This window comes from Actinomycetospora soli (genome assembly GCF_021026295.1).
Lineage (GTDB): Bacteria > Actinomycetota > Actinomycetes > Mycobacteriales > Pseudonocardiaceae > Actinomycetospora > Actinomycetospora soli.
Genome location: NZ_JAJNDA010000017.1, coordinates 64,820 through 87,316, shown reverse-complemented (window position 1 = coordinate 87,316; position 22,497 = coordinate 64,820). Strand labels below are relative to the sequence as shown.

17 protein-coding genes are annotated in these 22,497 nt (G+C 75.1%); 9 read left to right on the top strand and 8 right to left on the bottom strand.

Going from position 1 to position 22,497, the window contains the following annotated elements:
* Positions 1 to 233: 233 nt before the first annotated feature.
* Positions 234 to 1,292, top strand: a complete 1,059-nt coding sequence (locus LN037_RS24045) for a glycosyltransferase family 4 protein (protein WP_230758134.1) — start codon at positions 234 to 236, stop codon at positions 1,290 to 1,292.
* A 47-nt stretch (positions 1,293 to 1,339) separates the two neighbouring features.
* On the opposite strand, the gene LN037_RS24040 is transcribed toward LN037_RS24045, so the two are convergent.
* The gene (locus LN037_RS24040) at positions 1,340 to 2,287 is read right to left on the bottom strand and encodes an aminotransferase class IV (protein ID WP_230758130.1); all 948 of its coding nucleotides are present in this window, start codon (positions 2,285 to 2,287) and stop codon (positions 1,340 to 1,342) included.
* Positions 2,288 to 2,479: 192 nt separating this feature from the next.
* On the opposite strand from LN037_RS24040, the gene LN037_RS24035 reads away from it, so the two are divergent.
* Positions 2,480 to 3,373: a phytanoyl-CoA dioxygenase family protein gene (locus tag LN037_RS24035; RefSeq protein WP_230758122.1), complete on the top strand. Its 894-nt coding sequence runs from the start codon at positions 2,480 to 2,482 to the stop codon at positions 3,371 to 3,373.
* A 31-nt stretch (positions 3,374 to 3,404) separates the two neighbouring features.
* On the opposite strand, the gene LN037_RS24030 is transcribed toward LN037_RS24035, so the two are convergent.
* Entirely contained in the window at positions 3,405 to 4,745 is a 1,341-nt protein-coding gene (locus LN037_RS24030) for a glutamate-1-semialdehyde 2,1-aminomutase (RefSeq protein ID WP_308286183.1), read from the bottom strand.
* 443 nt (positions 4,746 to 5,188) lie between these two features.
* On the opposite strand from LN037_RS24030, the gene LN037_RS24025 reads away from it, so the two are divergent.
* The 3 genes from LN037_RS24025 to LN037_RS24015 are packed head-to-tail and all read left to right on the top strand — an operon-like array spanning position 5,189 to position 7,399.
* Entirely contained in the window at positions 5,189 to 5,599 is a 411-nt protein-coding gene (locus LN037_RS24025) for a hypothetical protein (RefSeq protein WP_230758121.1), read from the top strand.
* A 46-nt stretch (positions 5,600 to 5,645) separates the two neighbouring features.
* Positions 5,646 to 6,443 (top strand): hypothetical protein, encoded by a 798-nt coding sequence (locus LN037_RS24020; RefSeq protein WP_230758118.1) that lies wholly within the window; start codon positions 5,646 to 5,648, stop codon positions 6,441 to 6,443.
* 11 nt (positions 6,444 to 6,454) lie between these two features.
* Positions 6,455 to 7,399, top strand: a complete 945-nt coding sequence (locus LN037_RS24015) for a polysaccharide deacetylase family protein (protein ID WP_230758116.1) — start codon at positions 6,455 to 6,457, stop codon at positions 7,397 to 7,399.
* Positions 7,400 to 7,459: 60 nt separating this feature from the next.
* On the opposite strand, the gene LN037_RS24010 is transcribed toward LN037_RS24015, so the two are convergent.
* The 6 genes from LN037_RS24010 to LN037_RS23985 form a co-directional block, all read right to left on the bottom strand.
* Entirely contained in the window at positions 7,460 to 8,437 is a 978-nt protein-coding gene (locus tag LN037_RS24010; protein ID WP_230758103.1) for a hypothetical protein, read from the bottom strand.
* 237 nt (positions 8,438 to 8,674) lie between these two features.
* Positions 8,675 to 10,369, bottom strand: a complete 1,695-nt coding sequence (locus LN037_RS24005) for a glycine/sarcosine N-methyltransferase (protein WP_230758101.1) — start codon at positions 10,367 to 10,369, stop codon at positions 8,675 to 8,677.
* Between the two features lie 261 nt (positions 10,370 to 10,630).
* Positions 10,631 to 11,845: an OmpA family protein gene (locus LN037_RS24000; protein WP_230758100.1), complete on the bottom strand. Its 1,215-nt coding sequence runs from the start codon at positions 11,843 to 11,845 to the stop codon at positions 10,631 to 10,633.
* On the bottom strand, positions 11,842 to 12,933 hold the full coding sequence (locus LN037_RS23995) for a hypothetical protein (RefSeq protein WP_230758098.1): 1,092 nt from the start codon (positions 12,931 to 12,933) through the stop codon (positions 11,842 to 11,844). The genes LN037_RS24000 and LN037_RS23995 overlap by 4 nt, the downstream gene beginning before the upstream one ends.
* Positions 12,930 to 13,673 (bottom strand): hypothetical protein, encoded by a 744-nt coding sequence (locus LN037_RS23990; protein ID WP_230758096.1) that lies wholly within the window; start codon positions 13,671 to 13,673, stop codon positions 12,930 to 12,932. Before LN037_RS23990 ends, LN037_RS23995 begins: the two co-directional genes overlap by 4 nt.
* Entirely contained in the window at positions 13,673 to 14,569 is an 897-nt protein-coding gene (locus LN037_RS23985) for a hypothetical protein (RefSeq protein ID WP_230758094.1), read from the bottom strand. The genes LN037_RS23990 and LN037_RS23985 overlap by 1 nt, the downstream gene beginning before the upstream one ends.
* 359 nt (positions 14,570 to 14,928) lie before the next feature.
* Between LN037_RS23985 and LN037_RS23980 the strand changes: the two genes are divergently transcribed.
* From LN037_RS23980 to LN037_RS33845, 4 genes are read left to right on the top strand one after another with little or no spacing between them, the layout of a single operon-like run.
* Positions 14,929 to 15,951, top strand: coding sequence for a glycosyltransferase (locus LN037_RS23980; RefSeq protein WP_230758090.1), 1,023 nt, complete (start codon positions 14,929 to 14,931; stop codon positions 15,949 to 15,951).
* Complete coding sequence (locus LN037_RS23975; protein WP_230758087.1) at positions 15,952 to 17,520, top strand: glycosyltransferase family 4 protein; 1,569 nt, start codon at positions 15,952 to 15,954, stop codon at positions 17,518 to 17,520.
* Positions 17,517 to 20,237, top strand: coding sequence for a glycosyltransferase family 4 protein (locus LN037_RS23970; RefSeq protein WP_230758084.1), 2,721 nt, complete (start codon positions 17,517 to 17,519; stop codon positions 20,235 to 20,237). The genes LN037_RS23975 and LN037_RS23970 overlap by 4 nt, the downstream gene beginning before the upstream one ends.
* Positions 20,234 to 22,489, top strand: a complete 2,256-nt coding sequence (locus LN037_RS33845; protein ID WP_230758082.1) for a phospholipid carrier-dependent glycosyltransferase — start codon at positions 20,234 to 20,236, stop codon at positions 22,487 to 22,489. Before LN037_RS23970 ends, LN037_RS33845 begins: the two co-directional genes overlap by 4 nt.
* Positions 22,490 to 22,497 lie beyond the last annotated feature (8 nt).

Here is a 22,497-nt window from a genome sequence, read left to right as displayed (position 1 = left end):
CCGTCGGGTGCCCGGTGTCGGCACGCCTCACTGTCCAGAGGACGTGCGGCGACCTGCCCGGTTGTCGTGACGCAGGGCTCGCTCGTCCGGTCCCGGGTGCGACGATGGGGTGGCCGGTGCGGGGCCGCGCGGCGGCGGTCGCCACCACACCTCCGGCGGACGGGCCCGTCCCGGGCGTCGGTAGCGTCGCGGTAGCCCGAACGGGTCACGAGTCACAGGGGGAGTCCGAGGACATGCACGTACACGTGGAGCTGCCCGAGGAGCTCGACGTGGAGGAGTACCGGCTGCGGAACGCGCGCGGCGAGATTCCCGACCACACCCCCTACGGCCTGCACCACATCGGCGACGACGGCGACGTCGTCACCTTCCGCCGGCCGGCCCACGGCGCGGTGGCGTACGCCTCGCGCAAGGTCCGCAACCGGCTCGACGGCTACGAGGCCGTGACGGCCGTGACCGGTGCCGTGCAGCGCCGCGGCGCGGACGCGGTCCTCTGCATGGACGAGCGCACCGGCGTGCCGGCGCTGTTCACCTCCCCGCGCCGCCCCGTCGTCACCGGCATCGGCTGGCTGGAGCGCCCCGACATGCTCGGGCGGGCGGAGCGGATCGCGACGACCCGCGCGCTCCGCCGGGCGGCCGGGATGTTCAGCCAGTCCCCGGGCGTGGTCCCGATCCTGCGCGAGCACTGGGACGTCGACCCGGGGCGGGTGCACGGGGTGACCCTCGGCATCGACCCCGACTTCTACCCCGAGCAGCCCTGGGACGCCCGCGATCCGGGCGGGGTGACGATCACCAGCGTCGGCGACGACCGCAACCGCGACCACGACACGCTCGTGGCCGCCGTCGAGCAGGTCCGCGCGGGCGGGGTCCCGGCCTGGCTGGAGCTGGCGACGACGATCCCGGTCACCCTCGCGCCCGACGCGGGCGTGGTGCACGCCCGGCGGATGAACGCCGCGATGCGGGGGCTCTACCGGCGCTCGACGGTCGTCGCGATCGCGCTGCGGTCCAACCCGGTGGGGGCGGGCCTGACTGTCGCGCTGGAGGGGCTGGCCAGCGGGCGGCCGGTGGTCGCGACGGACAACCCGGGCATGGACCACTACGTCGACCACGGCCGGACCGGCATCCTCGTGCCGCCGGACGACCCCACGGCGATGGCCCGCGCGATCGCCGACCTGCTCTCCGACCCCGAGCGGGCCGCCGCGATGGGCGCCGAGGGCCGCAAGGACGTCGAGAGCCGCTTCACCTCCGCGCACATGGCGCGCGAGCTCGCCGACATCGTCCGCGGCGTCCTCTGACCCCGTCCCGACGGCAGGTGCACCGGCACCCGCCGTCGGGACGGCCCTCAGGACGTGACCAGCGCCCGCCCGGCGTCGGTGGCGACCATCTCCACGCCGTCGAGGACGTCCTCGCCGCGCATGACGCGCAGGTAGGCGGCGCGCAGCCGCGCGAGGACGCCGTCGACCGGGAAGGTGAACCCGTCGATCTCGGAGACGAGCGTGAGCTCGGAGATGGTGCCGGCGATCCCGACCTCCTGGGCGGCCAGCAGCTCGGTGCGGTCGACCGGGCGCCGGACGAGGCGGAGGCCGTCGCGCTCCACGATCCGCTCGAGGATCCGCACGGTGAGGCTGTCGAGCGCCCCCTCCGACGACGGCGGGACGACGACCTCGCCGTCGAGGAGTGCGACGACACACGCCCCGGTGGCCTCCGCGACCCGGCCCTCGCGGTTGAGCAGGATCGCGTCGTCGTAGCCGAGCCGGCGCGCCTCGATGCGGGCGAGGCGGGCGACGACGTAGTTCGCGCTGCTCTTCACGCGGGTGGGCAGGTCGACGTCGGTGCCGCGACGCCACGTGGAGACGCCGAGCCGCATCGGCTCGCCGGACTCCTTCTGCTGCGTGAACGCGGTGATCACCAGCTGGGCGCGCGTGCCCTCGCCCCAGTGGCCCTCCGTGACGTAGAGGGTGGGACGGAACCACAGGTCCCGCTCCCGGACGAGGAGCTCGGCCGCGAGCTGCTCGAGGCGGCGCACGAACTCCGGGTAGTCGACGTCCACCGGGATGTGGAAGAGCTTCGCCGACCGGAGCAGCCGCTCGTAGTGCTCGCGGGGGGTGCGCAGGGAGAAGGTCTCGCTCGCGGGGTCCCAGTAGCCCTTCACGCCCTCGAACACCGAGAGCGCGCGCGTGAGGGCCTCGGCGGAGATGTGGATCCGGACGTCGGTGTACGGCACGAGCTGCCCGTCGACCGACGCCCACGGCGGGACCTGCAGCTGAGAGAGCGACGCGATGTGAGCCATATGTCGTTTTCCTCCCCGAATGAACCACCGCAGGAAGACGTTCGGTGATCGAATCGTAGCGGTTGTCGCCGCCGCGATTCCTGATCGGGCCCCTCGGTGAACCCGGTCGGACAACCTGTGGCTACCGTGCGACGTCTCGGGAGCCAGGAGGTTCTCCTGATGTGGGGAGAGCCGGGCGCGAAGGGGGCCGACGTGACGAACGTTCTGTCGAATCCGTCGTTCGACGACGCGACGCGACGCGAACACCTGTACTCCGGCGACGTGATGGTCTACGGCGCGACGCCGGCGACCCTCGCGCTCGTCCAGTTCACGCGCGAGCTGGTGGAGGAGGCGTTTGCGGGGCGCGACCCGCAGACCGCGCAGTACGAGATGGAGGTCCGGGACTTCGCGGCGCTGCTCGCCGACCTCAAGCCCCGGTTCATCCACCACCCGCGCTGCAAGGAGCTGCTGCCCGCGATCCTCGAGGAGCGGGGCTGCGACCTGGAGCGCACCTACTTCGACGTGCCGCGGCTGCGCACCTCGACCTCGGACGACTACCTGACGACGGGTATCGCGTTCGCCTTCCACCCGCACCGCGACACCTGGTACTCGGCGCCGATGTGCCAGACGAACTGGTGGATGCCGGTCTACCCGGTGACCGCGGACAACGTCATGGCGTTCCACCCGAAGTACATGACGCAGGGCGTCCGGAACGGGTCGCGCCGCTACGACTACGACGAGTGGAACCGCACGAGCCGGTTCAGCGCCGCGACGCAGATCGGCAAGGACACCCGTGACCAGCCGACGCCCGAGGAGCCGGTGGAGCTCGACCCGCAGGTCCGGGTGGTCCCGGAGGTCGGCGGGATGATGGTGTTCTCCGGCAACCAGCTGCACTCGTCGGTGCCGAACACCTCGGGGCGCACCCGGTTCTCGATCGACTTCCGCGTGGTCGACATCGACGACGTCGCCGCGGGCCGGGGCTCGCGCAACGTTGACTCGGAGTGCTCCGGGACCTCGCTGCGCGACTTCCGGCGGTGCTCGGACCTCGCCCCGATGCCCGAGGAGCTGGCCGCGCAGTACGACGGCCGGGCGGTCGTCGGGGTCTGAGGACCCCGACGGGCCCGGCGCGACCCGCGGCCTAGCGTCGCCGCGGGGCCGCGTACGTCCGGAGCGCGGGCGCGACCGGGCGGCCCCGGAGCAGGCCCTCGGTCGACCCGTGCTCGATCGCCTTGCGGTAGGTCGGCACCGCGTCGGCCACGGCCTGGACCGTCCGGTCCACGTCGGCGTCGGTGTGCGCGGCGGAGACCACGAAGGACTGGCCGAGCACGCCGCCGCGCAGGAGCTCCGCGAGGAACAGCGTGCGGTACTCCTGCGAGGGCAGGCCGTCCGCGTCGCGGGTGAGGAACACCAGGCAGTTCGGGTGGCCGGCCACGAGCAGGTGGTCCTGGAGGCCCTCGGCCTCGATCGCGGCGTTCGCGCCCGCGGCGAGGCGCTCGCCGGCGCGGCGCATCGCGGCGACCGGGTCCTCGGTCCGGTAGGCCTGCACGACCGCCCGGAACGCGGTCAGCCCGACCGCCTCGGGGCCGTTGGTGGTGGAGAGCAGGAACACGCGGCCCTCGTCGGTCGCGAGCCCGCCGAGCTCCATCAGCTCCCGCTTCCCGGCCAGGGCCGCGATCGGGAAGCCGTTGCCCATGGCCTTGCCCCAGGTGGACAGGTCGGGGACGACGCCGTGGACCTCCTGCGCGCCGCCGGCGGCCCAGCGGAACCCGGTGATCATCTCGTCGAAGACGAGGACCGTGCCGTGGGCGGTACACAGGTCGCGGACCGCCGCCAGGAAGCCGGGCTCGGGGGCGACCATGCCGGTCGCTGCCTCCATGAACACGGCGGCGATGCGGTCCGGGTGGGCGGCGAAGAGGGCGCGCAGCGAGTCGAGGTCGTTGAAGCCGAAGCGCACCGTCGCGTCCCGCGTCGCGGCGGGGATCCCCGCGTGCATGCCGGTGGTGCCGATGAACCAGTCGTCGACCGAGAAGAAGGGCTGGTCGGCGACCGCGACCAGGTCGCGCCCGGTCGCGGCGCGGGCGAGGCGCAGCGCGGCCGTCGTGGCGTCGGACCCGTTCTTGGCGAACTTGACCATGTCCGCGCCGGTCACGGTGGCGAGGAAGTCCTCCGCGGCCGCGACCTCGAGGGTCGACGGCCGGGTGAAGCTGATGCCGCGGCCGAGGACGTCGCGCACCGCGTCCAGGACCGGGGCGTACCCGTGCCCGAGCGTCACCGCCCGCAGGCCCATGCCGTACTCGACGAACTCGTTGCCGTCCGCGTCCCACACCCGCGCGCCGTGGCCCCGCTCGATGATCGGCGCCATGCCCTCGGGGTACTGGTCGTCGCCGCGGGCGTAGGTGTGCGCGCCGCCGGGGACCATCGCGTGCAGTCGGTCCGCCAGGGCGGTCGACCGGCTGAAGTCGGGGGCGGGTCGCTCCACGGAGCACCTCCAGGTCGCAGGGCAGCGGACCACGTCGTCGCTACGTTCGGTGGTCGCTCTCGGACGGCCGGACGTCATCGTCCGCTACCGGATCGACGCGGGTGGCACCGGGGTGACGAGAGGATATGCACCACTCGTCCGGTTCGTCCCGAAAAACTTCGTCCGGTGACGCCCCGATCACGATCCCGTACGTGCTGGGAACGGTCGGGAGGCGACGCGGTGACGCCGAGGTCTCACGCCGCCCGCTTGTACGCTGCGTCACGTTCTTCCCCTGCGAGACCGGACGTTTCGACCGTCCCGGGCGCTGCTGGCCTGAACGGTGCGGCGCGGCGGGGGCGCCGCGTCGCGGAGACGACCGCCCCTGCGGCCGGAGGGCGTACCCGGCGGCGGGACCGTGATCCCCCGACCGTGATGGCCCGGACGGCGGTCCGAAGATGGTGCACATGGCGGATCGGAGTTCCTGCGGTACGACGAACGACCGCGGTGTCTCGGAGGGCGGCGGGACGGCGGCGGCGTCCCTCGGGCGGCGGGTCGTCGCCCTGCGTCCCACCGTGCGGCGCCCGTCCGAGCCCGTGCCCGCGTGGGCCGGCGGCGGCGCCGCGACGGGGGCCTGGACGCCGGCGGACGTCCCCGCCGCGGAGGCCCCGGCGGTGGAGCCCCTCGTCCCCTCCGGCGCGGCCCTGCCGTTCGAGCCGGACCCGGAGGCCGCGGCCTTCCTCAACGCCCCCCGGCGTCCGCTCGCCTTCTACGTGGCGCCCTTCGGGACCCCGCCGTTCGGCAACCCGCCCACCACCGCCCCGCGGGCGACTGTCGGCGGGCCCGAGTGGGGGCCGGCGTACCCCGCCGGGGCCTGACACCCGTCGTCGTGCCGGGTCGTGCCCGTGCGGGCATGATCCGGCGGTGACCTCCCTCGCGGGCCTGGTCGACCGGTTCACCGCGTCGCTGCGGTCGAGCGGTCCCTACCGCGCCCCCGACGAGGCCGAGCAGGCCCGTGCCGACGAGCTCGCGGCGGCGATCTGCTCCGGCGCGGACGCCGGTCCGCTCGCCGGGTCCCTCGGGTTCACGACGACGAGGGTCGCCGGCCGGGACGCGTGGGTGTCCGACCCGCGCAGCGACCGCTCGTGGGGACTGGTCCTGCTCCCGCCGTCGACGCCGACGGTGGTCGTCGAGGTGCCCCACCCGGCGTCCGACCTGCGGACCGAACAGATCGGGGTCGGGATCGTCGACCGGCTCGACGGGGCGCTCTACCTCCAGGCGGGGGCGCACCGGCACGCGGGCGCCCCGGCGGACGCGCGGCGGCGCGCGGACTGCCCGGCCGACGTCGCGCACCGCCCCGACTCCGTCTTCGCCCGCCTCGCCGCCGGGCTCGTGGCGGGGCTCGGACTGCCCCAGATCCAGCTGCACGGGTTCGCGGACCGCGCGGAGGTCGACGCGGTCGTGTCCTCGGGGGCGGCGGACGGGTCGGCGGTGCTGGAGGGCACGGCGGCGCGGATGGCGGCGGCCGGGGAGCGCGTACGCCGCGGCGGCGACCCCGGGTGGGAGGACCTCTCCGGCACCCGCAACGTGCAGGGGCGGCTCGCCGCGCGGCACGGCACGGTGTTCGTGCACCTGGAGCTCTCGCGCTCCGTGCGGCGGTCGGACCGTCGCCGGGACGGGGTCGCGGAGGCGGTCGCGGGGGCGGTGCGGTCGGCCACCTAGTGTGGGCCGCCATGGGCAACCGGCTCCTCGTGCTCGGCTGGCACAACATCGACCCGACGCCCGGGTTCCCCGACCCGCCCGGCGTGGGCCGGCTCGGGTTCGCCAAGCAGCTGCGGATGCTCTCGCGGTTCGCGAACGTGCTGCCGCTGCAGACCGCGCTCGGGCTCATGGAGGCCGGGGAGCCGCTGCCCGCGCGCGCCGTGGTGCTCACGTTCGACGACGGCTACCGCGACAACCTCGAGCTCGGGGTCCCGATGCTGGAGCGCCACGGGCTGCCCGCGACGTTCTTCCTGGTGCCGGGCTTCCTCTCGGGCACCGTCGGCGCGTGGTGGGAGGACCTGTCGTCGGCCTTCGACCGGGCGCGCGCCGCGACCCTGGAGTTCGGCGGCACGGTGTACCCCCTGTCGACGCCGGCCGAGCGGGAGACCGCGCACGCCGCCGTCCGCGCGTCCCTGAAGACGCTCGACCACGCGGCACGGGTGGCCGAGGTGGCACGGGTGTCGGAGCTGCTGGCGCCCGCGGACTCGTCGGTGGGCGAGGGCCTGTTCATGGACTGGTCGGGCGCGAAGTCACTGCTCGCGGCCGGGCACGAGGTCGGCTCGCACACCGTGTCGCACGCGATCCTCGAGCGGGAGACCGAGCCGGGGCAGCGGGTCGAGATGGGCGAGTCGCGCGCGGCGCTGGAGGCGGGGCTCGGGATCACCGTGGACACCCTGGCGTTCCCCAACGGCTCGGCCGCGGACTACTCGGACGTGACCACCCGCGTGGCGCAGGACCTCGGCTACCGGTGCGCGATCACCACCACGGCCGGGCTCGCGTCGGGGAACGACTCGCCCTACGAGATGCGCCGCGTCATCGTCACGCCCACGACCGACCTCGCCAGCGTCGCCGAGAAGGGCTGGCGCAAGGCGAAGGGTCTGGTGGGTCGTCGCCTGTCGTCGCTGCGCCCCTCCTGAGTGGCAGGAAAGCGTCGTTGCTGTCACCCAGTGGCAGGGACGCCGCATCGTCGAACGCGGTCACCCGGCCGACGGCAGGTCCGGGCGCCACGTGACCTCGGCCCGCGGGAGGGCCGCGGCGACCCGGCGGGCGTCGAGCACGTCCCGGTGGAGCCCGTCGGGATCGAGGCGGAGCCGGTTCGGGCGGATCCCGATGACGTGCAGGCCGGCGGACCGGTAGGCCCGGTGCTGGCGCTCGGTCTCGATCACCTGGTCCGGCGTCATGAAGTGGTGCTCGGTCGAGTCGACCTGGCCCACCAGACCGATCTCCTCGTCGAAGACGTCCGCCACGCCGACGAAGCGGCCCCGGCCGTCCAGGATCGCGACGTTGAAGAGCGCCTCGCCCAGCTCGGGGTGCGCGAGCCACCACTCGCGGACCGCGAACTCGGCGGGTGACCGCACCCCGGCGGCGATCGTCCGGAGGATCGCGCGCGGCACCGCACTGCCCCGTCGGCAGCCCGCGTCGAGTTCCGTCTCGAGGGCCTCGCGGGACACCATGCGCCGCTGCACGGGCTCGGTGAGCAGCGCCGCGACCTCGGACCGGTCGGGGAGTCGACGCGCGGCGTCGAGCACGCACCGCTCGACCGGCGCCAGGGGGAGACCGTCGAGGACCACGGGCGGGAGGAGGCGCGTCGTCCGCTCGACGAGCACGTGGCGCACGCTGCGGACCTGGCGCCCACCGGGGATCAGCACGTGGACGTCGTCGGGAACGGTGCCCCGACGCAGACCGTGGAGCCGCGCGGCGTCCAGCCCGGTCACCTGGGCACCCGCCCCGCCGTGCAGGAGGGCGGCGCGGAGGCGCTGCGGACGTGTCGGGACGCCCGTCGCCAGCAGCACCACGCCGGGAGCGAGCAGCCGCCACGGCCCGCCGGGTCGACATCGCCGGTAGATCGTCGTCTCGGGCACCCCGAGCCGGACGAGCTCGACGACCGCGATGACATCGGCGTCGGCGAAGGTGCGCAGGTAGGTGAGGTCGTCCGTGCGGGGGTTGCGTCGCATGCCGTCACGGTGGCGCCGGACGCGGCGCACCGTCGATCACGCCGCCCCGCACCTGTGGACGACCGGGGGTCCCGGTGCCGCTGGGGACGGACGACGACGGCGGACGGACCAGGACCGGTCCGCCCGCCGTCGTGCTCGAGCCGGGGCCCACCCGCCGTCAGGAAGCGGCGTTCCTGCCACTGAATGACAGCAACGACGCTTTCCTGCCGGAACGGGAGGCGACCAACACCCCCGGGGTCACCGCCGGATGCGGAAGATCCCCCACGAGAGCTGACCGGACCTGCCGCCGTTCACCCAGTTGCGCAGACCGGTCTTCATGTTCGAGATGTACTCCTCGGAGATCTTCCCCGCGAACGCCTTCTCGGCCTTCTCGAGCTCCGCCAGCACACGCCCGTAGTGCGTCGTGAGCTGGTCGGTGTGGTCGTCGAAGGAGTAGTCGTTCAGACCGTGCTTCGCGAACTCGGCGCGGTAGAACCCGGGCGAGCCGAGGGTGTCCAGGTGCAGGCGCGCCAGGATCGGCGTGAGCGCGGAGACGTCGGCGTCGTCGGCCGCCATCGGGTCGGTGAACACGACCTGCCCGTTCGGCACGAGCACGCGCGCGATCTCCGCGACCACGGTCGAGCGCTCGCCGGAGTGCAGGAACGCGTCCTGCGACCAGACCAGGTCGTAGGCGTTGTCCTGGATCGGCATGTTCTCGAAGCTGCCGTCCACGACGTCGACGAGGTGGTCGAGACCCTGCTCCTGGGTCTTCTCCCGGTTCCGCTCGTTCTCGACCTCGGAGAGGTTCAGGCACGTCACCCGGCAGCCGTACTTCCGGGCCAGGTGGCGGGCCGCGCCGCCGTAGCCGGCGCCCATGTCGAGGATGCGGGTCTCGGCGGTGATGCCGGCCGTCTCGGCCATCCGCTCGACCGTGCGGGCCGAGGCCGGCGCGATCGGCTCGTCGGGGGACGCGTAGAGCCCGACGTGGATGTCCTCGCCGCCCCACACCTCGTGGTAGAAGGTGTCGGCGTCCGAGGAGTTGTAGTAGTCGCGCGCGGTGTGGACCGCGCTCGAGTACGACTCGGTCAGCTCGTCGTCGGTGCGGTACGTCTTCTCGGCCACGTGAATCCAGAAGTCCGGGGTGTCCTGTCCGTAGGTGTCCTGGAAGTCGCCGTAGGAGTCGATCTTCTGGAACCCGACCTCGCGCATGAGCCGCCGCACGTACTCCTTGCGCAGCGGGAACATGTTCAGGTGGTACACGGACCCGTCGTCGTGGAACGTGTACCGGAACCGGGCCAGGCCGTCGTCCAGGTACTCCGGCTCCGCCGTGACCGTGTCACCGCTGTAGTAGTACTTGTGCTTCGAGGAGAAGCCCTCGTCCAGGATCGCGTCGTAGTTGCGCTGGTCCAGGATCAGCACGCCGTCGTGCGAGAGCATCGCGTAGAACTCGGCCAGCGCCTTGCGGCGGTCACGCTCGGAGAACAGGTGCGTGAACGAGTTGCCGAGGCAGATGATCGCGTCGTACTCGCCGTGCACGTCGCGGTTGAGCCAGCGCCAGTCGGCCTGCACGACGCGCAGCACGTGCCCGCGGTCGCGGCCGTTCGCGAAGGCCTTGGCGAGCATCTCGGCGCTGCCGTCGGCCGAGACCGTCTCGAAGCCCGCCTCGAGCAGCTGCACCGAGTTGAAGCCGGTCCCGGTCGCCACGTCGAGGACCTTCTCGACGCCCCGTGCGCGGAGCTGGTCGATGAAGAACGATCCCTCGCTCGCGGCGCGTCCCTCCCAGCCGATGTAGTCGTCCCACTTGTCGACGAATCCCTTGATGTACTCGTCCTGGTAGTGGTTCGTGTCGCGCACCTCGTTCGGGTTCTCGCCGAACTCCTGGTGCACCTCGGCCTCGGTGTACTCCTCGAGGCCAGCCGCGGTGTCGGGGCTCCGGTCTGCGGCTGTCGTCATCTAGTGGTCCTCCGGACGTCGTGCTCGGACTGCTTCGAACAGGCTTCCGAGGAGGAGACGCTAGAGCGGTCCGACCACGAGGGACACCGTCAACGCTCACGCAGCGTGACGGGAACGATCAAGTGAACCGTTCAGGAATGCGGTGCGCTGGTCCGATCAGCCCTGTTGGGACGGCCCGTCCGGCGCGTGACGACGAGGTTGCCGGGGCGTGAGGAGATACCGGTCACGTTAGTTCCCCGGACCGTTCGGGCACGATGCGTGTTACGCCGACGGTTCGACGATGACCTTCCGGTTCGTCGAGGCGGGGCCGGGGAGCTGCTTGCCGTCCGGGCCCACGTCGTTGACGTAGCCGGGGAACTGGCTGCCCACACCCTTCGTGGTGATCCGGTCGGCCGAGGCGCCGAGCGACACGAGCAGCGCCTTCACCGCCTCCGCGCGGCGCGTGGACAGGTCCACCTGGGACGCGGTGCTGCCGGCCCGGGCGGTGGTGCCGGTCAGCGCGATCCGGCGGGCGGGTGCCTGCTTCAGGAAGTCCGCGAACGGCCCGAGAACACCTCGTGCGGCGTTCTCGTCGCGGAAGTCCGCCGTGTCGGGCCGGAAGCCCACCGACCCGTCGTCGGGCAGGGCGGTCGCCTTCCCGGGGGTGATGGTCGGGGGCGGCGGCAGCGCCACCGTGGAGACCGGCGGGACGTCCGACGGGGCGTCCCCCGACCGGGGCTCGTCGACGACCGCGACGCACGACGCGCCCCCGGCCTCGGCGATCCCCGTCCACAGCGCGACGAGCGAGGCGCGCTGCGCGGTGTCCAGCGGGGCCTGCGGGGCCGCGACGTCCCCGATCCCGGCCAGGATCACGGTGGCGCCGTTCAGCGCGGGCAGCGCCTTCGCGTCGCGCAGCGAGGCGACCACGTCGGCGACGGGCGCCGCGAGGAGGCCCTCGGTGCGGAAGTCGAGGGGGGCGACGGTGGAGAGCCCGGAGTCGACCAGCACCACGGTGCCCGGCCGCGAGCCCTGCACCGAGCGGCCCGCGAGCGTCAGCGCCCCGAGCGTGTCCGCCTCGGGGGTCTGGGCCCGCAGCGTCGGGATGGCGTCACCGAGGCCGGAGAGGAAGGCGTTCTGGTCGTCCTGCGCGGCGATCGCGTTGCCGGCGTCGGTGCGGTAGGTGTCGCTGCCCGCCACGGTCGGGCGGCCGTCGACGCTCACGACGGTGAACTTCGGCTGCACCTTCTGGTCCGAGGCGCCGGCGACGACGGAGATCGCCGCCTGCTGCACCGGGCCCGGCAGGCTCGGCTCCGGTTCGTTGGCCCGTCCGCCGATCGCGATGGCCATCGGCCCCACCGGCACCGGGCAGGAGAGCGGGGCGCCCCCGCCGCCGCCGGAGCTGCCGAAGCCCCCCGAGGAGTCCCCGGAGGAGCACGCCCCGAGGAGCAGGGCGGCGGTGGTGGCGACGGCCAGCGCGGACAGGCGCCGGAGGATCACGAAGGGTCTCCGTTCTGGGCACGGTGGTGCCCGTTGGTGCCGCGGTGCCCGTTGGTCCCGTTCGTCCCGTGGTGCCCGTTGGTCCCGTGGTGGCCGTTCACGACGGCGGGTGCGGGCGCGCGGTGCGGGGGCGGGTCGCGACGGACCGGCGGGCGGGCCTCGCGGCCCGGCTCGAGCGCGCGGGCCGGGGTGAACAGCGGGTAGGGCGCGGAGTTCGTGAGGCCGTCGGTGATCGACGGGTTCTGCATCTTCGACGCCATGAGGTTGCGGGCGTAGTTCTGCAGCTCCAGCATCTCCGCCGCGACCTGCTGGCGGGCGGCGACCCAGCGCTGCTCCTCGCGGTCGCGCTCGTTCTGCTGCTGGCGCAGCGCCTCGCGCGAGCGCTCCAGCTCCGCGCGGCTGGCCCGCTCGGCGGCGGTGGCCTCCTCGAGGCGGCGTTCGGCCCGGCGCAGGGCGCCCGCGACCGGGTTGAACGACACGAACGTCGCGACCATCGCGGCCACGCCGCTGGCGAGGAAGAGCGCCCCGAACAGGAGGGCCGGCAGCACGGCCGAGGAGTCCAGGGCGGTCGAGGAGCCCGACCCGAACCCGCCGCCGGAGCCGGAGCCGCCCCCGGACCCGAAGCCGGACCCGCCGGAGCCGAACCCCGAGCCCGACGACGAGCCGAACGGGTTCGACGACGTCGAGGACGGGGTGAGCAGCCGGGTGACGAAGGAGGCGACGCCCAGGACGAGCCACGTGCCGAAGGCGGCGAGGGTGAGCAGCAGCGACGCGCGCGGGTCCCCGCAGCGGCGGCGGGCCAGGCCCTGCCCGACGAGGTGCGCGAGGCCGACCGACGCGGCGGCGAACCCGATCGTGCCGATCACGATGAGGAAGGTCGAGCCGCGGAAGACGCGGGCGAGCACGACGTAGAAGGCGGCGATGTCCCCGCCGATGGCCAGCACGATGATCCCGAGCGCGAGGTAGTCCTCCCGCGAGCGGTCGATCAGCATCGTGGAGTCGCGGTAGGACCCCACGGTGTCGGGCCGCGGACCCCGGCGCAGCGAGAACCGGGAGCGCCCGCCGCGGTCCGGCGAGGTGGTGGTCATCGGGTCTCCTGCTCGGTGACGGCGTCGTCGGACGGGTCGGGGACGGGGCCGCCCGCGACGCTGCGGCCCGGCCCGGAGCGCACTCGCAGCGGGCCGGTGAGGGCCTCGTCGCCGGGCGGGCGCCGGACGCTCAGGGCCTGGCGGGCGGCGCGCGGGCCCCGGGCGGCGCTGCGGCGCGGGTCCTCGGCCACGGTGTCGTCGTCCTCCGCGACGCCGGGTCGCCCGGCGGGGGTGCGCGGACCCTCCATCAGCCGGTCGCGGGCGTCGGCGTAGTCGCGGCGGGCGATGTCGAGGGCGCGGCGGTCGCGCTCGTGGTTCGCCTCGGCGTCGGCGAGCTGCTGGCGGGCGCCGCCGACCAACCGGTCGATCACCGCGTGGTGGTCGGCGTGCTCGGAGTCGATGCGCGCGAGCCAGCCCGACGCCCAGGACGCGATGAGCGGGTCGAGCGCGGCGCCCGTGCCCTCGTCGACCGCGTTCGGCAGCAGGTCGTTGACCAGCGAGCGGACCCGTCCGCGGGCGGCGGCGACGTCGGGCGACGCCTGGTTCGGGTACGGCATGGGCCCCACCCGGTCCTCGGCGTAGACCTGGGAGAACCGCTTCTCCTCCGGGGTGCCGGGCGCCCGCAGCCCCGGACGCGCCGGGGTGTCGGGGGCGCCGGTGACCCGGTGGGCGGGGGCCCGGTCCGCCGTCGTCGACGGGTCGGTCCGGTCCGGGCGCCGCCGTCGCAACCACTGGAACATCAGGACTCCTCGGGCGTGTGGTCGGACGGTGCGGGGCCGGCGGTGCTCGCGGCGCCCGCCTCGGCCTCGAACACCCAGCCGGGGATCCGGGGGTGCTGGGCCACGAGCCAGGGCCCGATGGCGTCGCCGCGCGGGTGGTGGCGCACGAGGTGGCGCTCGTAGGCCGAGATGCGGGCCATGGCCTGCGCGTGCAGGCGGCGGACCCGGGTCGCCCCGACGACCTCGCGGGCCCGGACGGCGGCGTGGACGCGCGCGAGCTCCTCCCGCGCGGCGGATGCGGCCCGCTGCAGGCGGGTGATCTCCTCGACCATCGGGCGCCGCAACGCCTCGTACTCCCGGGCGCGCCGGGCGCGCACCACGTCGTCGGCGGTGAGCGACTCGCCGCCGCGGCGCAGGTCCAGCTGGTCGCGGTCGAGCAGCGCGGGCCAGGACGCGACCCGTTCCTCGGCCCGCGCCGCCGCCTCGGCGGTCTCGACGATCCGGACCCGCAGGGCGGCCTCGCTCTCGAGCAGCGGGGCGAGCTCGACGTCGAGCCGGAGCCGTTCGCGGTGGCTGCGGGCCAGGAAGTCCTGGGCGAGCTCCTCGAGCGTGGGCGTGCCGGACGCGCCGGAGGGGAGTCCCGCGCGGCCGTCGGCCCGGGCGCGCCGCCAGTCCGCGACGCGCGCCGCGACCGTGTACACCGGCATGCCGGTGGAGCCGTCGGGCGGCGGGATCGACGTCGGCGGGGACGGCGGGACCGGGGCGGAGGTCGGGGCCCCGCCGGGTCGCGGCTCGGCGGGCGGGCGCGGGGCGGGCGCTCCGATGACCGGCGTCCCGGCGGCGGGCGTGCCCGGCTCGGGCCGGCGGTCCCCGCCCGGTCCCGCGTGCCGCGGTGGGGGCGGCGCCGACCGGCTCATGGGGCCTCCTGCTCGCGGTCGCACCGGGGCGTCGCCGGGCGTTCGGTGCCGGCCGGCCTCCTCGCGCCGCCCCGGCGGGGCCCTCGTCGGACCCTCCGTCGCAGGAGTGTAGGAGGGGTCACCCGGGCCGCGGTCCCCGCGGTCTCCGCTGGTCCGTCCGGCGGATCGGGTTCCCCCTCGACACGCTTCCCGGGACACGCCGAGCGTCGTGTCACTCGACCGTGTGGAAGTCGCGACGACTTCGGGGGCCTCGATGGGGTGGTCGCAGTGCGTCCGACCTGGGGAATTACGACGGAACGTGCCATATGGCTGCGAGACGAAGGGGTTAATGGTTGGGCTGATCGGTCGATATTTGGACCGTGCAGAACGTGATGGACGGCCTGGAGGACGCGCTGTCCCCGCACCCGGCACTCCGGGGGGCGGGGGAGCTCCGACCCGTCGACCTGTTCGAGGAGGTGCGCAGGACGGAGCTGGTCGACGTCGTCGACGACGAGGTCGTCGCCGCGATCGCCCGGGAGGTCTCACGGGCGACCCACGAGCTCGCCGAGCGGCCGCCCGAGCCCGAGGACGTCGACACCCGCTCGCCCGTGGATCTCGAGGTGATCATCCCGGCCTACAACGAGTCCGGGCGCCTGCCCGCGACCCTCGCCGCGATGGTCGCCTTCCTCTCCGAGCAGCCGTGGACCTCGCGCGTCGTGGTGGTCGACAACGGCAGCGTCGACGACACCGCGGCCGGGGTGCTCAACGTGACCGGGCGCGCCTGCAACGTCGCGACCGGGTGGTGCGTCGAGGCGGTGGCGATCGGGTGCTCGCAGGGCGGCAAGGGCGCCGCGGTCATCCGCGGGCTGCGGACCAGCCGGTCCCGCGTCGTGGGCTTCACCGACGCCGACCTGTCCACCCCGCTCGAGACCTTCCTGCCGGTGATGGAGGCGCTCGGGAACGGCGCCGCCGCCGCCATCGCGTCCCGGCACGCGCCGGGCGCGTCGATCGCGGGGAAGCAGCCGCTCGGCCGGCGCATCGGCGGGACCGCCTTCCGCATGCTGTCGCGGCCCCTGGTGCCCGGCGTCCACGACACCCAGTGCGGGTTCAAGTTCTTCGACCGCGAGGCCGTGCAGAGCGCGCTGTGGAAGTGCCGGTCGACCGGCTTCGCGTTCGACATCGAACTGCTGCGCCACGTGCGCGACGACGGCGGCCGCATCGCCGAGATCCCCGTCACCTGGACCGACACCGCCGGCTCCACGCTGCGCCCGGTGCGCGACGGGCTCGCCGCCTTCGGGGCGGTGGCGAAGCTGCACCGCGAGCTCAGCCGTGGCAGCGGCCCCGCCCTTCCCGGACGCCGCCCGTCCGGCCAGCCGACCACCACCGCCCTCGGGAGCGCCTAAGTGACCTCGACCCTGCCCTCCACCGAGGAGACCCTGCCGCCGGTGCGGCTGATCCCGGTGCTCGGCCGCGCCACCGCGCAGCTCGCGGGGTGCCGCGTCCTCGTCCTGAACTGGCGGGACGTCAGGCACTCGCAGGCCGGCGGCGCCGAGGCGTACGCCCACCAGATCTCGAAGCGCTGGGTCGAGGCCGGGGTGCACGTCACCTGGCTGACCGCGCGGGACGCCGGGCAGAGCGCCCGGGACGAGATCGACGGCATCGAGATCCGCCGGGCCGGCGGCACGATGGGCGTGTACGCCCGCACGGCGATGCGCCTGCTGCGCGGCGGCCTCCACCGGCGGTTCGACGCGGTGATCGACTGCCAGAACGGCATCCCGTTCTTCTCGCCGGTCTTCACGCGCAACCAGGTGCCGATCGTCCAGGTCGTCCACCACGTCCACCAGGACCAGTTCTCCACCCGCTTCGGCCCCGCCGGGGCGCTCGTCGGACGCCTGCTCGAGGGCCGCGTCGCCCGGCGGGTCTACCAGGGCAAGCGCACCGTCGCGGTCTCCGCCTCGACGCGTCAGGAGCTGCGCCGCCGGCTGAAGTTCGACGGCCCGATCGACGTCGTCCCGAACGGGATGAACACGACGATCTCGTCGGGCACCCGCCGTCGGGCGGAGAAGCCGACGATCGTCCTGACCAGCCGGCTCGTCCCGCACAAGCGGGTGGACCTGCTGCTGCACGCGGTCTCGGCGGCGCTGCCCGACGTGCCCGACCTGCAGGTCGAGATCATCGGCGACGGCCCCGACCTCACCGCCCTGCGCCGGATGGCGGTCGAGCTCGGGCTCGGTCGGACGGTGCGCTTCCACGGCCGGCTGCCCGACGCCGAGCGCGACGCGCTGATGGAGTCCGCCTGGCTGACCACCTCCACCTCCGACGGCGAGGGATGGGGCCTCGTCGTGCTGGAGGGGGCCGCGGCCGGCGTGCCGTGCCTGGCCATCCGGACGACGGGTATCCGCGACTCCGTCCTCGACGGCGTCACCGGCTGGCTGGTCGACGGCATCGACGACTTCGCCGCCGTCCTGCCCCGCACGGTCGCCGAGCTCTCGGACCCGACCCGGGCCGACGAGATCGCGCAGGCGTGCCGCACCTGGGCGGGCTGCTTCTCCTGGGAGCGCTCCGCGGAACTGCTCGCAGGGTCGGTGCTCTCCGAGATGCGCGCCTTCCACCGGTCCTCGACCGAGTCCGACCTGCCCCCGGCCGACCGCTCGGCGCTGCACCGCGCCGCGACCCGTCGTCGGGCCCGCTCGGACATGACGGTGCTCGCCCGCTTCAGCCACCCGGAGCCCAGCGAGGCCGCGGCGGCGCTGCGCCTCACCGACGAGGTGGCGATCTGCCTGGGCCGCAACCGCGTCCTCGCGCTGCTGCGCGGGTGCGACGAGGTCGACGCGCTCGGCGTGATCGGCCGGCTCGGGGCGCAGGAGCCCTACGTCCGGCTCGCCAGCCGGCCGGAGCTGCTCGGCGGCCCGGCGATCGTGGGCATCGCCCGCGGGGAGACCCTGCCCTCGGACGTCGTCCCGGGCCGATGAGCGCGCCCGTCGGCGGGGCCGCGTCGGTGCTGTCCCCGGACGGCGGCGACGCCGCGGCGTCGCCCCGTCCGGACGACCGCGCGACCGGCGGCACCGCCACCCTGCTCTCCGCCTCCGGCGGGGTCGTCGGGCTGCTCAGCTACGCGGTCACCCTGGTGATGGCGCACCTGCTCGACGCCCCCGGCTACACCGCCTTCGCCGCCGCGGTCGCGGTGGTGGGGACGGCCGGGGTCGCCTCGGCGGCCCTGATCCCGTTCCCGCTCGCCCACGTGGTGCGCGCGTACCCCGCGCCCGCCCCGCAGCGCCGGGCCGCGACCGCCTTCGCGGTCGGGGTGTCGGTGCTGGTCGGCCTGGTCGCGGCGGTCGTGCTCGGGCTCGTCGTCGGACCCGTGTCCGACCTCCCCACCGCGCTCGCCGCGGCGGTCTCCGGCCTCGCGCTGTTCGCCATCGCCCCGGTGTGGGGCTTCCTGCAGGGCGAGTCCCGCTTCGTCCGCTACGCCGCGCTCACCGTCGGCGAGGTCGCGGTGCGCCTCGTCGCGAGCGTCGTCGCCGTCGTCGTCGGGGCGGGCGCGTGGGGCGCCGTCGGCGGGTTCGCCGTGGGCGCCCTGGCCGTGCTCGCGGTGTCGCTCACCCCCGCCGGCGGCCCGTTCCGCGGGCTGACGCCGGCGACCGTGGTGCACGCCCTGCGCGACCGCGCCCGGTGGGCGGAGACCGGTGGCGTCGCGGCGACCCAGGCCGTGCTGTCCGCCCTCGCCGCCGCGGACGCCGTGGTCGTCGCCCTCGTCGTCACCGACGCGCCGGCCGCCGCGGGCTACCAGGCGGTCTCCACGATGGCCAAGGCGCCGGTCTACGTCGCGGTGGGGACGGCGCTCGTCGCCTTCCCCGTCCTGCGGGTCGCCCGCGGCCGCGACCGGGAGCTGCGCCTGCGCGAGGCCCTCGCGTCGTTCGTCCGCCTCGTCGTCCCCGCCGCCGCCGTCGTCGCGACGGTGCCGACGGCCCTCGTCGGGATCGTGCTGCCCGAGCGGTACCTGCCCTCCGTCGCGCTGCTGCCGGTCCTGGCCCTCCTGGGCGTCGGGCTCGGGACGACGACGGTGCTCGCCACGCTGCTGCTCGCGGTCCGCGCCCGGCGTGCCCTCGCCGCGTCGCTCGCCGTCGCGGTGGCCGCGCTCGCCGTGGGGCTGGCGCTGGGTACCGCCGGCACGCTCGCGGGGCTGCCCGGGGTGCCCGCCGACCCGGCGGGCCCGCTCGCGGCCGGAGCGGCGGCCGGCGCCGTCGTGGGGGCGGTCGCGGTCGCCGTGCTCGGCGCCGGGCACCGGCCGCGCCCGGTCCCGCCCGGCACCGGGCTCGGCCGGGCCGCCGCGGTCGGCGTGCTGTACGCCGTCGTGGCGACGGTCGTGCTCGCCGCGGCCCGCCCGTCGGTCGCCCTCTGGCTGGTCGCCGTCGTGATCCTCGGCCTCGGCCTGGTGGGGCTGCCGGTGCTCGGGCGGCGGATCGCCCCCGGCCCGGACCCCGAGCTCGCGCCGCCCGACCGGGAGCACGGCGCCCTGCACGTGCTGCACCTCGCCTTCGAGGACCCGGCCATGCCCGGCTCCGGCGGCGGCGCGCTGCGCACCGCCGAGATCGACCGCCGCCTCGCCGCGGCCGGTCACCACGTCACCGTTCTCACCGGTCGGTTCCCGGGGGCCGAGGACCGGGTCGAGCGCCACGGCACCGGCACCGTCCACTGGGTGCACCCGCACGTCGGGCGCGGCCGCACCCGGCTCACCCGGCTGTTGCCCTACATGGCCGCGGCGTTCCTCGCCGCCCGTCGCGCCGGGCGCCGGCACCCCGGCGACGAGGCCGGGCCGGGCCCGGTCGACCTCGTCGTCGAGGACTTCTTCGCCCCGATCTCGTCGATGGCGATCCCGCGCTGGACCCGGCGACCCGTCGTCGGGGTGGTGCAGTGGCTCAACGCGAAGGAGAAGGCGGCGCAGTACCACCTGCCGGTGCACTGGGTGGAGCGCTGGGCGGTCGCCAGCCATCGGCGCATCGTCGCCGTCTCGCACGGCGTCGGCGCGGCCACCCAGGCGCTCAGCCCGCAGGCGCACGTCGAGGTGATCGGCAACGGCGTCGACCCGGTCGCGTTCACCGTGCCGCCCGCGCCGGTCGCCGGCCGCCGCGACGTGGTCTTCGTCGGGCGGCTCGAGATCGCGCAGAAGGGCCTCGACCTGCTGCTGGAGGCGTGGGCCGCGGCCGCCGACCGGATCCCGGGGTGCCTGCTGCTGGCGGGCACCGGGCCGGACGAGGAGGCGCTGCGGGCGCGGGCCGCCGAGCTGGGCGTGGCCGACCGCGTCCGCTTCCTCGGGTGGGTCGCCGGCCGGGACAAGGCCGAGCTCGTCGCCTCGGCGCGCATCGCCGCCGTCCCGTCGCGGTTCGAGACCTTCGGCATCGTCGCCGCCGAGGCGCTCGCGGTCGGCACGCCCGTCGTCGCCTACGACATCGACTGCCTGCGCGAGGTCGTCCCCGCGGAGGGCGGCGTGCTGGTGCCGACCGCGGACGGCTTCGACGCCCGCGCCTACGCCGAGGCGCTCGTCGAGGTCTGGCACGACGAGCCGCGCTGCGCGGTCGTCGCCCGCCGCGGCCCGGACCTCGCGCGCGTCCACGACTGGGACGCCCTCGCCGCGACCCAGGACGCCTACTACCGGCGGGTCGCCGCCGAGGGCCGGGGAGGGGCGTGACCGACAGCTCCGTGCCCCTGGTCCGGCTGCGCCGCGATCCCTCGCGGGTCCGGACGGCGGGTCCCGACGGCCGGTGGGGTCGCCCCGACGGCGTCGGCTGGGGCCCGCCGTCGGCGGTCGACGCGCTCCCGGACCCCGTCGCGGCGCTGCAGACCACCGGCGGGACCGCCACCCACCGGGCCGGGGCGCCCCGGCACGCGGGTCCGGACCCGTCGGCGGCCGAGGACCACCGGTCCCGGGCCCGCCGCGGGTACCGGGTGGACCCCGCGCCCCGGTCGAACGGGCACCGGCCCCCGCCGGTGGATCCCCCGACGGAGCCCACCGCGCCGGTGCCGACCGCGCGCGGCGGCGGGCGGCACCGCGCCGCGCCGACCCACCGGCGCGGCGGCGGCGCGTCCCCCGGCCCCGGGCGGCCGCAGCACCGTCGGCGACGGCTCCCACCGGGCACGGCGCCGCCCCTCGGCCGCGTCCTGGTCACCGCCCCGGGCCCCACCCGCGCCCGCCCCGGCGGCCTCGCGGGGATCGAGTGGCGGGTACGCGACGTGCTCGCGGTCCTCGGCACGTTCCTGCTGGTCCACCGCCCGACGGCGGATCTCGCGCGGCGGTTCTCCCGGGAGTCGGGCGCCCCCCTCACCGGGGTGCTCTACGGCGCCCGCCCGTTCGGCGGGGCGCTGCCCGGGCGCCCGAACGTCGTCTTCCTGCTCTCGACCCTCGTGCTCGTCGCGGGGGCCGTGGTGCTGCGCGGGTTCCAGCAGCACTCGGCCTACGAGCTGTTCATGGACGAGGTGCAGTACGCCGACGTCGCGAACTCCTTCGCCGAGGGCACCGGGCCGGAGCTGTTCAACGCGCCCTTCTTCCTGCACCCGCCGCTGGCGTTCCTGTACTTCAGCCGCTTCATCAGCGCGCCGCAGACGAGCATGACCGTCGAGTTCGTGCTGTCCCTGCGGCCGGCGAACCTGCTCTTCGCGGCGGCCAACACCGCGCTGGTCGTCGCCTGCGCGCGCCGCGTGACCCCGCGCTGGGCGGCGCTCGTCGCCGGCGCCTTCTACGCCCTCGACCCGTTCGTCATCCGCTTCGACAGCCGCCTGATGCTCGAGGCGCCGATGCTCTTCGGGGTCCTCGCCGGGCTGCTGTGCCTGCTGCTCGCCGCGGAGTCGCCGACCGGACGGCGGCGCTGGGTGCTGCTCGTGGCCGGCGGCCTGCTCTGGGGCCTCGCGATCACCACCAAGACCAACGCGGGGCTGATCACCGGCCTGCCGCTGCTCATCATGATCGTCTTCTCGTGGGGGCTGCGCCGCCGCGAGGCGATCGTGGTGTTCGCCTGCGAGCTCGGCTTCTACTTCTCCTACGTGGTCTGGACGCTCGTCACCGGCCGGTTCCTCGGGTGGGCCGACCAGACGCTGGGCGGCGTCGTCCGCGCGATCGGACTGGTCAAGGAGACCGGGTTCCACTCGGCGAACGCCCCGTCGTTCTCCAGCCGGATCGTCGCGAACCTCTCCCTCACCGGCACCTCCTACGCCCTGATCGGCATCGCATCGGTCTTCGCCGCGTGGTTCGTGCTGCTGTCCTGGCGCTCGCTGCGCCTGCGCGGCGAGCCGGGCGACCGCTTCACCGACCCGCGCGATCTCGGCGGCCGGGTCCGCGCACCCGGGGAACACGCCCTCGCCGTCATCGCCTGCTGGATCCTCGGGGTGCTCGGGGCGATCACCTACACCGTCGGGCTCGGCGAGCTCGAGGAGCAGACCTTCTACCTCCTCGCGGTGCCCCTGTCGGTGGTCATGGGGCTGCTGGTGACGCGGCTCGCGCGGGCCCGGCAGTGGGTGCGGTGGCCCGCCCTCGCGCTGGTGGTGCTCGTCCTCGCGGGCTCCGCGGCGATCTGGTGGAACATCCGCTCGCAGACCGACGACACCTACAGCCGGTTCTCGGCGTGGCTCTTCGCGAACGTCGACCCGAAGACCACGCACATCGCGCTCGGGGAACACACCGCGCAGTTCGTCATGCCCGGGTACGGCGTCTTCCCGCTGGACGACGTCGCCGACGCCCGCGCCTCGAACTCCCGCTACGGCGTCGTCTCCACCCAGCTCTCCGAGCTCGGCCTCGCCGACATCACGCCCGCCGCCATCGCCGAGCTCGACCGGCGCTACCCGGTGGTCTTCCTCGCCCACGGCCGCACCGCGGGCGACCTCAAGGTCTACGACTTCAGCCGGCCGCTCGACGGCTCGGCCCCCATCGGACTCGGTCCCCAAGGCTAGGAGCGACG